The sequence below is a fragment of the Flavobacterium sp. SM2513 genome, assembly GCF_050908145.1.
Classification (GTDB): Bacteria; Bacteroidota; Bacteroidia; order Flavobacteriales; family Flavobacteriaceae; genus Flavobacterium.
In genome coordinates this window covers 3,491,904-3,504,274 of sequence record NZ_CP194228.1, presented here as the reverse complement: position 1 = coordinate 3,504,274, position 12,371 = coordinate 3,491,904, and the positions used below count along the sequence as shown (strand labels likewise).

Below are 12,371 nucleotides of genomic sequence, written 5' to 3'. Positions count from 1 at the left end.
ATTGCATGGTAGTAGTAAGGTAAAATATAAAAGAAGCTTCAAGAAATAGACTTCAACAATTACTTTCTACTGTATTCTAGAAAGGAATTGGCTAAAAAAAGTAACCAAATTGCAAAACCCAGTTAGCAGACCTTCGCGGCTTCAACACGATACTCAAAACCCGGTCGGGGAGCTTTCCAGCGTTCCTCACGACTTTCCCGACCGGGGATTGCCGATTTTTCTAGTATTTGAAGGACGAAAGCCAGCAAAATAGACATTTTTTGAAAAGTTATGAAAGCTTTTTTAATTGAATTTTAGCGTACTAATACGGAGATTTCGCAAACAAGAACTTATATAAATCAGTAAACCCTATTCGTTTGGAAATTTCCATGCCTATATATCTATAACATTCTCTTAATTTTGTCGTTATACTAAAAAAATATTTTAGTTTTGCTTTCTCAATAAAGGAATTATTACTTATGAAAATAAATAAAATAGGCTTTGCAGTCGTACTTTTGGTTTGTACTTTAATAACAGCTTTTGCCCAAGAAAAGATCAACCAGCTTGACGCCAAAGGAAAAAAGGACGGTGTATGGAAAGGTACTTTTGAAGAATCAAAACGTCCTAGATACGAAGGGACATTTGATCATGGAGTTGAAGTAGGAACTTTTAAGTATTTTGACGATACTAAAGCCCAGTCACTCATAGGAACCCGCGTTTTCTCTGAAAAAGGAAAGGTAGCCTACACTACTTTTTTCGACCAGAAAGGCAATAATGTAAGCGAAGGGAAAACCGTCAACCGTCTCAATGAAGGCGTATGGAAGTATTACCACAAAGCCTCTTCACAATTAATGAAGGAGGAGTTTTACAAAAACGGAAAGCTAGAAGGCATTCAGAAAATATTCTTTCCCGATGGAGCAATTGCTGAAGAAACCACCTTCAAGAACGGACTAAGAGAAGGTGTTTATAAAATTTATACCCCAAACGGCTTCGTAGTCGAGGAGTCTACTTTTAAAAACAACGAATACGACGGTCCTGCAATATTTAGAGATGCCGGCGGCCAAATTGTAAGTAAGGGAAACTTTGTGAAGAACGAGAAAAAAGGCATGTGGGAGTTTTACAAAGACGGAAAACTCGAAAAGAAAGAGAAATATCCAGTACGTGTTAAATTTGAAAAGAGAATCAACATCCCGAAACCTTAGTTTCGGGATTTTTTTTGGAAGTAAAATTAAATACTCCTTAACTTTTATAACTGATTTTAAGTCGTATTTTTGCACCCTAAATTAATTGAAGGTGAAAAGAGTAGTAGTAGGTCTTTCAGGAGGAGTAGATTCAAGTGTAGCCGCATATCTTTTGCAACAGCAAGGATACGAGGTGATTGGTTTATTTATGAAAAATTGGCACGACGATTCGGTAACGATATCAGACGAATGCCCGTGGCTCGAAGACAGTAACGACGCTTTACTAGTAGCCGAGAAGTTGGGAATCCCTTTTCAAACGGTTGATTTAAGCGAACAATACCAAGAAAAAATCGTGGACTACATGTTCAACGAATACGAAAAAGGCCGAACACCCAATCCCGATGTGTTGTGCAACCGTGAAATTAAGTTTGACGTGTTCATGAAAATCGCACTAAGCTTAGGTGCTGATTTTGTTGCTACAGGTCATTATTGCCGCAAAGGTGAAATAGACGTGAATGGTAAAAAAACCTATCAATTACTTGCTGGAAAAGACGACAACAAAGACCAGTCGTATTTTTTATGCCAATTATCGCAAGACCAACTTTCCAAAGCTTTGTTCCCAATTGGTGAACTTACGAAACCAGAAGTTCGCAAAATTGCAACTGAAATGGAAATGGTTACGGCTGAAAAGCGCGATTCACAAGGCTTGTGTTTCATAGGTAAAGTACGTCTTCCTGATTTTCTGCAACAAAAGCTGCAACCCAAAGAAGGTTTGATTGTTCAAATAGATAAAAACGACTCTATTTATGCAGAAGCAGTCGATGCTGATGCAACCCTAGAGTCGAAGTTTGCTTTTGCAGCAAAAAGCCGAGCCTACGAGCCCACCATGGGAAAAATAGTAGGGAAGCATCAAGGCGCTCATTATTTTACTACGGGGCAAAGAAAAGGTTTGAACGTGGGAGGAACCACAGAACCTTTATTTGTAATCGCTACCAATGTAGAAACCAATACGATTTATGTAGGTTTAGGCAACGAACATCCAGGACTGTTCAAAAACGCCTTGTACATCAAGAAAGAAGAAATTCACTGGATTCGAGAAGATTTGGCTTTAGCCGAAAATCAAACACGTGAAACAATGGCTCGAATTCGCTACCGTCAACCTTTACAAAAAGCTACTTTGCATCAATTTACACAAGGAATGTACGTTGTCTTCAACGAACCGCAGTCTGCAATTACTGAAGGACAATTTGCGGCTTGGTACGAAGGCGAGGAGTTGCTAGGTAGTGGCGTGATTTCGTAGTTTCTCCACAATAATTAACTCATTATGGGCTTCAATCCTGGGAATGGTTTTTACTTGCACCTTATTCTTGTCAAATAACTTCAAAAAGGTTTCATTTCTCAAGTTGTCTTTGTCTGTAAGACACATCGTGTTGAAGAGGAACATGCCGTTAGGTTTCAAAATTTCCAAAATACGATTCACAAAGAAGGCTTCGAACAGAAAGTTGGGCATAGTGGTGTCTTGAAAGATGTCGATGATGATGAGGTCGTACTTCTCTTTTGTTTTCAAAGCGAATTCAAATGCATCGTCATGGACTAGTTCAAAGTTTTGGATGGTATCGAGTTCAAAATAATTCTTGGCAATTTCAATTACACTTTCGTCAATTTCAATACCAGTGATTTTATTTTGGTAACCGACTTCATTCACCAGTGTTTTGATGACACTTCCTCCCGCAACTCCCAAAATCAAAATGTGATTCATGGTTGCGATTCTTTCAAAACCAATGTTCCGCAACCCAATTCTTAGGATGCGTTGCAAGCTGCCGTAAGAATAATTGGTTTGAGCCGAGTCTAAAACGAGTTCGCCATTGTTCCAAGTTACTTCCAGGGTTTTACTATAAGTAGACTTTTCAGTTTTAATATTAATCGGAATGAGGTAGCTAAGCCATTTTTTGAGCATGGATTCAAATTTCCCCAAAAATAACGGATTAATATTATATTTACCTTAATATTGAATCAGATGAAGAAAAAAATATACAAGTGGATTTTTAGCAACTGGATGGGATGGAAAATTAGAGGAACGATGGATGCCGCTATTCAGAAAAGTGTCATCATGGTCGTGCCGCATACGAGTTGGCATGATTTCTACATTGGTCTTATCACGAGAGGCGTTTTGGGTTTAGAAATGAATTATGTGGCTAAGAAGGAATTGTTCGTGTTTCCATTCAACTTTTTTTTCAAATGGATGGGAGGCGCTCCATTAGACCGCTCTGCAACTAAAAATACAGTAGAAAGCATTGCAACTATTTTTAACCAAAGAAAAATATTTCGTCTTGCCATTTCACCTGAAGGAACCCGAAAGAAAGTTACCGAGTGGAAAACGGGTTTTTATTATATTGCTTTGAAAGCTGGAGTGCCCATTATTCCGGTAGCGTTTGATTATACAAATAGGGAAGTGGTTTTGCATCCCGCATTTTATCCGACGGGATTTATTGAGGCTGATTTTGAAAAGTTGAAATTATATTTTACAGACGTGAAAGGTAAGATTCCAGAAAATAGTTTTTAGCGTTTAAAACCAATTCGGATTAAATCTCGTAAATGATAGTATAGGGTTAGAAAAACTACTGACTTTATTTACAAAGATTTTGTGTTTGTTTTATTGGTTTTGGAAGTCCCAATCTTTTTAGGTTGGGACTTTCTTATTTCAGACCATTTGGTTTGAAATCTTCAAAAGTACCATCGGTATAAAAGAGTACAATTTTGTGCAATTGCTTTCCTTTATTTTGGTGTGAAAAAGAATTTTCTTTAGATAATATTTGTTCGGTTTTAGACCCATTTGTGTTTTCTGTTGCAGTTGTTTTTAGGTCTAATTTTAGTTCGGATTCTGGAGTTGGAGTAGCGGTATTTTGAATTTCTTTTACAGCAATTTCTTCCGTATCATTTTTTAAATAGGAACCACTTCCGTCCAAAAGCCAATACAAATTTAGCTCGGGAAAGATGTCTAAAATCTTCAAGACAAAATCCAAACTCGGTTTGTTTCTCCCTGACAAAAGATGCGAAATGCTGGACCTTTGCACGCTAATTTTATCGGCAAATGAGGAGGCGCTTAGACTAAAGTGCTCCATAATAAACTCTAATCTTTTGATGAAATCATCGGTATTCAACATACTAATTTGTTTTGGTAAACGTTGATTACAAATGTAAATAAAATAGTTTGAATTACGTATGTTACAAAAGTAAATTAAATAAAAGAAGCGTATTTTGTGTCATTTAAAACTTTAATTAAACTGCTTTAATAATCTGAATTTCAATATAATTTAGTCAGGTTATGCTAATTCAATTTTAGTTGTACTCAGGATTTACATAAGTAAAAGAAAGCCAAGTGTTAGTTGTTTACAATATTAAACAAATCGCTGTTTTAACTTGTTTACAATTGTAAATGTAAAGATGTTTACTTTTGTAACATTAATAATAAAGCACAATGGAGTACGAGAATTTACATTTGAAATATAAGCAGCCAACAATTAAAGGTAGGTATTTAAACTTGGGAATGATTACCCCTATTTTGAATGCAATGAATACCAATAACCAATTGCAAATTTTGGGAAACTCAGTTCAAGGTCGACCTATTTATAAATACGAAATTGGACATGGGGCAACGAAAATTTTAATGTGGTCTCAGATGCATGGTAACGAATCGACCACTACAAAAGGACTTTTAGATTTCATGAATATGCTTCAAGATGCTTCAGAAATTACTACAAAAATTTTGCAGCAATATACCTTTTGTATTGTTCCCATGTTGAATCCCGATGGCGCTGAAGTGTACACCCGTGTCAATGCAAATGAAGTGGATTTGAACCGTGATTTTCAAAATTTATCACAGGCCGAAAGTCAATTATTGATGCAATGTTATCGTGATTTTAAACCAAATTTCTGCTTCAATTTACACGACCAACGAACTATTTTTGGTGTTGGGACAACTGGAAAACCAGCAACCGTATCTTTTTTAGCACCATCTTACGATGAAACGAAAGCGTATGATGCGGCACGTTTAAGTGCGGTTGATGTTATAATGAAGATGGTGAATGTTCTTCAGCGATTTATTCCCGGTCAAATAGGTCGTTTTGATGATGGTTTTAATATTAATTGTGTTGGAGATACATTTCAAGCTTTAAAAACACCTACAATTTTAATTGAAGCAGGACATTTTCCAGAAGATTATGAAAGAGAAATAACAAGAAAATATATTTTCATTGCATTAATATCAGCGGTATATTCGGACAGTGAAGAGGCTTTGTTAAAGGATGAGTTGTCGAATTATCGTAGTATTCCTCAAAATATTCCAAATTTCTTTGATTTAATCTATAAAAACGTTGCAATTAATTATGACAATTCAATTAATATGACGAATTTTGCAATTCAATATAGAGAAGAGTTAATAAACGCTACAATAATTTTTAACGCTTATATTACTAAAATCGGAGAGTTGGACGGTTTTTATGGACATCAAGAATTTGATTGTGAGGGAATGCAATACTCGGACAATAATTGCAATTTTCCGAAATTAGATGATAAAGCAGATTTTTCTCTTAATAATAAAGTTAAATTTGTTAATGGTTTGGTAAAAAAATAGCAAAAAATCATTTTATTGAAAAATTATTGATTTTTTTGTACTCAAAATTGTTCCCGAATACTAATTATAATAAATTACGCTATGAGTAAGTTTCGTTTAGATGAAGTAGATCATCAAATATTAGATATGTTAATTGACAATACCCGAATTCCCTTCACTGATATTGCTAAGAAATTGCTAATTTCAGCAGGTACAGTGCACGTTCGTGTAAAGAAAATGGAAGATGCAGGAATCATCATGGGTTCTTCTTTGACATTGGATTATGAAAAACTAGGTTATTCATTTATCGCTTATGTAGGAGTGTTTTTGAACAATACTTCTCAGACAAAATTTGTTTTGGAGCGCATCAATGATATTCCTTATGTAACTGTAGCTCATGTAACTACTGGAAAATTTAATATTTTCTGTAAAATAAGAGCAAAAGATACAAAACATGCAAAAGATGTGATTTTTATGGTTGATGATATCGAAGGAGTGTATCGTACAGAAACGATGATTTCTCTTGAAGAAAGCATCAATGATAAAAAACGATTAATGCATACTATTTTTAAGAATATGTAATTCATTTTTTTTACAATATTAAAGGAACCTCAAGTGAAAGCTTGAGGTTTTTTGTTGAAATTAATAAGTGTAGTATTAAAGTCACAATGAATCATGACGGACTGTTTATACTACTTCTGTGAGTGAATTTAAGTTCAGAAGATGGGCAGACATTCTATTTATAGGAAAGTTTAATATAATTTTAAAATAAACCCGTTCAATAAAGTTGTAATATTACCACTCGACGAAAACCGAATTACATTTATAATAATTATAATAAAAAATTAATAAAATGACTTTAATAGAAGATTTAAATTGGCGCCACGCCACAAAAGCATACAATCCAATTAAAAAAGTTAGTGAAGAAGATTTACTTAAAATTCTAGAAGCTGCTCGTTTGGCACCCACATCTTCAGGGTTGCAACAATTCCGTGTTATTGCGGTTGAAAGCAAAGAAGTAAGAAAAAAACTGGTTCCTGGTTCTCTAAACCCAGAATGTATGGTTGAATGTTCTTGTGTATTGGTTTTTGCAGCTTGGGACGAGTATACACCAGAACGAATTGACGCTATTTATGACCTTACAACAGAAGAACGCGATTTGCCTCCTGGACGTTTCAGTTCATACACTGATAAAATAAAGGAAATGTATGCCAAACAGCCTAAAGAAGAACATTTTATTCATGCTGCAAAACAATCGTATATCGGTTTAGGAATGGCATTGGCACAAGCCGCCGAACTTAGAATTGACAGTACACCTGCTGAAGGTTTTGATAATGATCTAGTCGATGACGTTTTGGAACTGGAAAAGCAAGGACTTAAAAGTGTTACATTACTTTATCTCGGTTACAGTGACAAAGAAAGAGACTGGTTGGCTACTATGAAAAAAGTACGCAATCCGATGCAGGAATTTGCAATTAGAATTAAATAATTACAATCATCAGTACCCAAGTTGGGATATAACCTTCAAGAAATAGAACAGGATTATTCCCGATTTGGTATTGAACTGGTAAAATTATTGTGTTTCCTACTATTACTATTATGAATTCAAATAATCCAAAACCGGCTCATAAATTTGGGCGATTTATTCTTAAAAACGGCGTCTCCATACTAATGGTAGTTGCAATAGTTGCCATGTTAGTGAGTCCAGATGCAAAATCATGGGTTTTGCGGCAATTAATGCTTACGGGAATTTTTAATGCAAATATCGAGCACAAAAGCGCCGATGTTTCAAATAATTCCGTTGTTTCTTTTGATTTTAAAGATGAGAACGGCGTTCTACATACCACCAAAGCTTTAAAAGGTAAAGTAGTATTCATAAATTTTTGGGCATCATGGTGTGGACCTTGCCGTGCTGAATTTCCGTCCATCGAAACTTTGTATTCCAAATTCAAGAACAATCCGGCGGTGTACTTTTTGGTGATTAATGCGGATGAAGACATTTCTAAAGCCAAAACCTATTTGCAAAAAGAAAATTTCACGATTCCCTTTTTCCAGTCAAATGGAGCAGTCCCAGATGCCATTTATACAGGAACATTGCCCACTACGGTTGTTTTAGATAAAGAGGGTGCTATCAGATTCCGGCATGAAGGTTTTGCTAATTATGCATCTGAGAATTTCATTAAACAGATAGAAGAATTGCTTAAGGAGTAAAATCATATATTTCTAAGCTGGTTTTTAATGAACTGTTTTTAAAATTCAGATAAAAAGAAATTGTAAATGCCTTAGTCAGTAAATAGTTGAATTTTAAATCACAGAAAATAGCAATAAAGGACAGGTGTAATTAATTCTTTAGTAAGTCAATTATACTTTTTTTATCTTAAAAAAAACATTATAGTTTCGCCTCATTTTACTCTTTATAGTAGATCCATAAACATTACAATGTAGATAAAATTCTCAACTATAAATTCTCCTTTTATCAATTGTATACTGGTTTTTTTACGAAGAATATTAAATTTGAATGCCTTGACTGTTAAGTATAAAATAAGAAACACTTGTAAGGATCTTCTCACAAGTGTTTATTTATAGCTATTTGTCCTTATTATTTAGGACAAAGAATTCAACCCAATTACCTAACAATTAAATTTAATGAAACTGTTGTCATATTTCCGGCTCCTGAAAACCGTTCAGCCCAAATTTCAATATAGTCATTCTTTTTTAATTCAACCGTTCCAACGATCGGTAAAGCTAGGATACCCGCATTTGTAAAATAGCCGGTAGCACCTCTACCATAGACTTTTGTTTCGGTAATAACCACCCCATTTTTTGCAATATAAAGTATAACGGTCAAATCATCAGTTGCTTGGTAGGAAACTGCACCAGCTACTTGAAAATACCTTTTTTTATTTCCTTTATAAGTAATCTTGTTGTCTCCATCTCTAGTAAATCGAAATAGATTGTTAGAGGTCGTCGTCCCGTTTATTTTCTTTCTACTTCCACTTCCACTTCCGGAAAATGACGTTAACGCACCAGATCCAACTGCTGCATCAAGATTAATGTCACCTGTTGATTCAGCATCACCTTCTCTTGGAATTCCAGGTGAATCCACCGTCCATGCATTACTAAAATTATATCCCACATATCTATTGGCAAGTGGGTACGGATTGATATATCCTAACGAATTGGTACCTGTATATACATGGCCTGACATAATAGCATCTCCCGAAATAGTTGGGTTACCAGAAACATCAAAACCAACTGCTGTTCCATTAACTTCACTAAAACCACCTTGTTTTTGAACTAGATTAAATGTTCCCGTTAATTTTTCGAATGTACCCACATTGTTTCCAAACCAACCCAAATTACTTAGCAAAAGTTGGGTAATGTTATTGTACGTGATTCCCGAAGTATTTCCGGAAAATTGAACAATACTAATAAACACAAGTCCAAACCCGCTAATCGATCCTACACTAGAAGAATTGGCGACAATACAGTCTCTAAATATTAAATTTTCTGTTGCAGCACCAGTGAGGTTAAAAACTTTTCCTCCCGATGAAGCAAGAGTTAAACCTTTAACCGTTCCACCGGTACTACCGTCGAATATATTTCCTGAAGCTAAAATCTGGTCATTTCCAGTATCTAAACCTTGAAGATAAGCATTATTCAAATCAATGGGCTTATTAAAAGAAACGGAGCCATTAACTTCATATAAAGTAGTGGTGTTTAATTTATATTTTGTTCCACCTCCAGCAATAAGTTCATCAGCTAAAACCGTGGATAATACATCAGTCGCTTTGATTCTTTTAAAATTTTGTCTTCCATTGACTGGACTATTTATGGGTGTCCAACCCGAACCAGAAATGTAGTAGTGAAATAATTTTAAATCCGTGTCAAACACCATTAAACCGTTGGCTGGAGTGACAATAGCTTCTCTTTGTAACTTAGACATCCTTGGGGTCAACATCCCTTTTGCCGTTGAACTGACATCTAGCATAGAACTGACATCGGGTTCAGTGGTTCCAATACCTATTTGTGCATTTACAGCAAATCCCAACAGTAGGCAAAACAGCACTGCGAATTTCGTATGATTTTGAAAAGTCAATTTATGTTTCATAATTTTTTAATTTTTGTATACGTTATTTTTTTTGAAATTATTTATGTTTTAAATTTGAAATTAAAACCTTTTCAGATAATTTTTCACCTGAAGCTGTGATGAATTCTGCTATATAGATACCTAGGCTTAAACCTGCTGTAGAAAAACCGTACTCGGAATCAGTATTTAGGTCACTTTTTGCGACAATTACTCTTCCTGAAATATCATATAAGTTAAAAGACTGCATTCCTATGCTATTAGGGTTTGAAGCCCTTAAGGTGCTGCTACCATTATCCTGATAGATGATAAACTGGGTTGCTAAATTAGTAGGTGTGCTTAATGTTTGATTGGTGAATGTGATTTCAAAGCGATCGGTATACATTCCTGCTGGAACATTAATTAGATAAAAGTCATTCTTAATGTCATGATAAGAGCCATCCGCATTATCTAAAATATAAATAGGCTGATTAGAATCAAAATTGATAATTTCTGGAATATAAAATTTGAAAGTAGAAGCCTCAGTTGCTTTTACATGTAATGGAACTGTTTTCGTAACATCAAAGGCAATTCCCTGAATGACATACGTTTCATTTTCCAACCAAAAAGTAACATCACTTGGAAGTCCACCGTTCATATTTCCGGCATCAATTCCTGGGTCAATTCCATCAGTTGCTTCAGGTATAAAAGCTAGTGCTAATTGTCTTGTAAACTGATTATTGATAATCGTGTTTAATTTGAAATGTGAAACTTCATCGTTTTCTTCGTCTGTATCTTCTTGAGATTCAAGATTCGGAATTTCTTCGGAGGAATATTTATTAAATTGCGAAGTAGAACCGTTTTCCTTAACAAAAGTGCGATAGGTGTTTCTAAAAGTTGCTGTTCCTCCTGTCTCTGAATAGAGCATAAATCCTTGACCAATTGGGGCATACCTACGACCGTATGCATTTCCTGTGGTTCCAGTTGTATTTAGTGAACCATCTGAATTATAGGAGTTAAAAGTTGCTGGGGTGTATATACCATTTGTAGTTAAATTTACGGGAGCATACGTTCCATAACCACCACGATAATCGGCCAAATAATGCGATGCAGAATTTGAATCTTGTTCCCAAAAATAAGCAATTCCGCCTGTAGGACCTAGATTATCAGTGTCTAAAAGAAAAGAATTTAAGTGCAAAGCAGATGGGTAAGGATTTCCAGTTAATGTAAATTTTTGGCCCGTGCCTAATGAAATAGAAATGTTACCGTCGTTTGGCTTTCCTCTAAAATCATAACGTTGTGCACTTCCTGGATTATTTACAGCCGCTGAATTTTCTGGATCGGTGCTATCCGTTCCCGCAGTACCTTTCATCGAGAAACCCTGTCCAGCTGTAATGCTAGTTTCGCCACTTACAAGGACCCAACCGGAGTAACCGGCTTCATTGACCAAGGTTCTTATCCAGTAAGGTGCTATGGAAAGCGGATTTGCTTGTCCATCATAATTCGTCGAAGGAAGTACTACTGCTTGTGTTGATGTAGTTTTGTCCGTTGGCCGATGTAACATAGTTATTCCAAACAATCCATTGCCGGCAATTGAAGTTCCAACAGGAGAGCACCAATAATTATAGGCAAAGTTGTTAGAAGTGCCTTCTTGGTAAACCGATACAAACCCAAGACCTGTATTTGCAGAAGTGGAACTCGTACCTTGAACTAATTGTGCATTGTTTCTCAAATAAATGTGAGATGAAGTCGCGTTCAGATTTACATCTTGTTTAACAAACAAAACTTCGTTTTTGGCGTACATTGAACTATTAGAGCTGACGTATAGTTGCGAAAAACAATTTGTTGCAACAAATAGAAATAATAAAATTGATATTTTTTTCATAATTATAGAAATTTAGCTTTTAGATCGAATGAATTCCTTAAGATGTTTGAGAATAGAAATTAGCGGTTTAATTATTATTTATTTTTGATTTATTCTTGGTCAAATAATAAAATCCCAATAAAATCGCGGCTAAAGCTAAAAATAGTAGGTAATTATCGATGGGAGCTGGTTCGGGACCGAAACCATAGGGTGGTGGTGGTTCTGGCGGACCAGCAAAACAATAGGTTATTGTAAATAAGAGCAAAACTGTACTGAACTGTAATTTTTTGTTTTTCATCATTTTTTTCATCATTTGGGGCTAGATGAGTTTGTTTTTATAGTGCAAATATATGATTAAATTTAATTTAATCGATGAAATGCACAAAAAAGCCGACGAAATGCATTTGTTTTAAAAGATTAACGAAATGCACAAAGATTTTTGTAAACTCCTTTTATCCTAAAAAAGGGGTAAATTTCTCATTGTAAAATCTATTTTAAATGAGAAAGAATAGAGCAATCGAAAAGAATTCTGTGTTTTTAAATCATTTTAATTTGTAAGAATTATCACATTCATTAATATGTAAAAGAAGTGACGATAGCTAAGTTTTTAGTGATAATTTAGTAAATATTTTAAGATAAATTCAATGTAGTGGTATACAGATAAATTGA

12 protein-coding genes are annotated in these 12,371 nt (G+C 34.9%); 7 read left to right on the top strand and 5 right to left on the bottom strand.

The window, feature by feature from the left end; all coding sequences use genetic code 11:
- Positions 1–458 precede the first annotated feature (458 nt).
- A complete protein-coding gene (locus ACQ5J2_RS14915) occupies positions 459–1,181 on the top strand; it encodes a toxin-antitoxin system YwqK family antitoxin (RefSeq protein ID WP_432671258.1) in 723 nt (240 codons plus the stop codon).
- 91 nt (positions 1,182–1,272) lie between these two features.
- A complete protein-coding gene (mnmA, locus tag ACQ5J2_RS14910) occupies positions 1,273–2,460 on the top strand; it encodes a tRNA 2-thiouridine(34) synthase MnmA (protein ID WP_432671257.1) in 1,188 nt (395 codons plus the stop codon).
- On the opposite strand, the gene ACQ5J2_RS14905 is transcribed toward mnmA, so the two are convergent.
- On the bottom strand, positions 2,437–3,135 hold the full coding sequence (locus ACQ5J2_RS14905; protein WP_432671256.1) for a spermidine synthase: 699 nt from the start codon (positions 3,133–3,135) through the stop codon (positions 2,437–2,439). The two genes, mnmA and ACQ5J2_RS14905, sit on opposite strands and share 24 nt — an antisense overlap.
- 42 nt (positions 3,136–3,177) lie before the next feature.
- Here ACQ5J2_RS14905 and ACQ5J2_RS14900 point away from each other — a divergent pair, with 42 nt between their 5' ends.
- Complete coding sequence (locus tag ACQ5J2_RS14900) at positions 3,178–3,723, top strand: 1-acyl-sn-glycerol-3-phosphate acyltransferase (RefSeq protein WP_432671255.1); 546 nt, start codon at positions 3,178–3,180, stop codon at positions 3,721–3,723.
- 133 nt (positions 3,724–3,856) lie between these two features.
- Here ACQ5J2_RS14900 and ACQ5J2_RS14895 read toward each other — a convergent pair whose 3' ends face one another.
- A complete protein-coding gene (locus ACQ5J2_RS14895) occupies positions 3,857–4,324 on the bottom strand; it encodes a helix-turn-helix domain-containing protein (protein WP_432671254.1) in 468 nt (155 codons plus the stop codon).
- A gap of 314 nt (positions 4,325–4,638) precedes the next feature.
- On the opposite strand from ACQ5J2_RS14895, the gene ACQ5J2_RS14890 reads away from it, so the two are divergent.
- From ACQ5J2_RS14890 to ACQ5J2_RS14875, 4 genes are all read left to right on the top strand, one after another.
- Entirely contained in the window at positions 4,639–5,793 is a 1,155-nt protein-coding gene (locus ACQ5J2_RS14890; RefSeq protein WP_432671253.1) for a M14 family metallopeptidase, read from the top strand.
- Between the two features lie 81 nt (positions 5,794–5,874).
- Positions 5,875–6,354: an Lrp/AsnC family transcriptional regulator gene (locus ACQ5J2_RS14885; protein WP_432671252.1), complete on the top strand. Its 480-nt coding sequence runs from the start codon at positions 5,875–5,877 to the stop codon at positions 6,352–6,354.
- Between the two features lie 271 nt (positions 6,355–6,625).
- Positions 6,626–7,261 carry a nitroreductase family protein gene (locus ACQ5J2_RS14880; protein ID WP_432671251.1) on the top strand — a complete coding sequence of 212 codons (636 nt, stop codon included), beginning with the start codon at positions 6,626–6,628 and terminating at the stop codon, positions 7,259–7,261.
- Between the two features lie 110 nt (positions 7,262–7,371).
- Entirely contained in the window at positions 7,372–7,983 is a 612-nt protein-coding gene (locus ACQ5J2_RS14875; protein ID WP_432671250.1) for a TlpA family protein disulfide reductase, read from the top strand.
- Positions 7,984–8,398: 415 nt separating this feature from the next.
- Here ACQ5J2_RS14875 and ACQ5J2_RS14870 read toward each other — a convergent pair whose 3' ends face one another.
- The 3 genes from ACQ5J2_RS14870 to ACQ5J2_RS14860 all read right to left on the bottom strand — a co-directional run bounded on the left by ACQ5J2_RS14870 (position 8,399) and on the right by ACQ5J2_RS14860 (position 12,003).
- On the bottom strand, positions 8,399–9,883 hold the full coding sequence (locus ACQ5J2_RS14870; RefSeq protein ID WP_432671249.1) for a hypothetical protein: 1,485 nt from the start codon (positions 9,881–9,883) through the stop codon (positions 8,399–8,401).
- A gap of 37 nt (positions 9,884–9,920) precedes the next feature.
- Entirely contained in the window at positions 9,921–11,723 is a 1,803-nt protein-coding gene (locus ACQ5J2_RS14865) for a T9SS type A sorting domain-containing protein (RefSeq protein ID WP_432671248.1), read from the bottom strand.
- 67 nt (positions 11,724–11,790) lie between these two features.
- Positions 11,791–12,003: a hypothetical protein gene (locus ACQ5J2_RS14860; protein WP_432671247.1), complete on the bottom strand. Its 213-nt coding sequence runs from the start codon at positions 12,001–12,003 to the stop codon at positions 11,791–11,793.
- Between the last annotated feature and the right edge of the window lie 368 nt (positions 12,004–12,371).

Coding starts and splice junctions, on each gene's coding strand:
- ACQ5J2_RS14915 (WP_432671258.1), top strand. CDS start 459: ATGAAAATAAATAAAATAGGCTTTGCAGTCGTACTTTTGGTTTGTACT.
- ACQ5J2_RS14900 (WP_432671255.1), top strand. CDS start 3,178: ATGAAGAAAAAAATATACAAGTGGATTTTTAGCAACTGGATGGGATGG.
- ACQ5J2_RS14895 (WP_432671254.1), bottom strand. CDS start 4,324: ATGTTGAATACCGATGATTTCATCAAAAGATTAGAGTTTATTATGGAG.
- ACQ5J2_RS14890 (WP_432671253.1), top strand. CDS start 4,639: ATGGAGTACGAGAATTTACATTTGAAATATAAGCAGCCAACAATTAAA.
- ACQ5J2_RS14885 (WP_432671252.1), top strand. CDS start 5,875: ATGAGTAAGTTTCGTTTAGATGAAGTAGATCATCAAATATTAGATATG.
- ACQ5J2_RS14880 (WP_432671251.1), top strand. CDS start 6,626: ATGACTTTAATAGAAGATTTAAATTGGCGCCACGCCACAAAAGCATAC.
- ACQ5J2_RS14875 (WP_432671250.1), top strand. CDS start 7,372: ATGAATTCAAATAATCCAAAACCGGCTCATAAATTTGGGCGATTTATT.
- ACQ5J2_RS14870 (WP_432671249.1), bottom strand. CDS start 9,883: ATGAAACATAAATTGACTTTTCAAAATCATACGAAATTCGCAGTGCTG.
- ACQ5J2_RS14865 (WP_432671248.1), bottom strand. CDS start 11,723: ATGAAAAAAATATCAATTTTATTATTTCTATTTGTTGCAACAAATTGT.
- ACQ5J2_RS14860 (WP_432671247.1), bottom strand. CDS start 12,003: ATGATGAAAAACAAAAAATTACAGTTCAGTACAGTTTTGCTCTTATTT.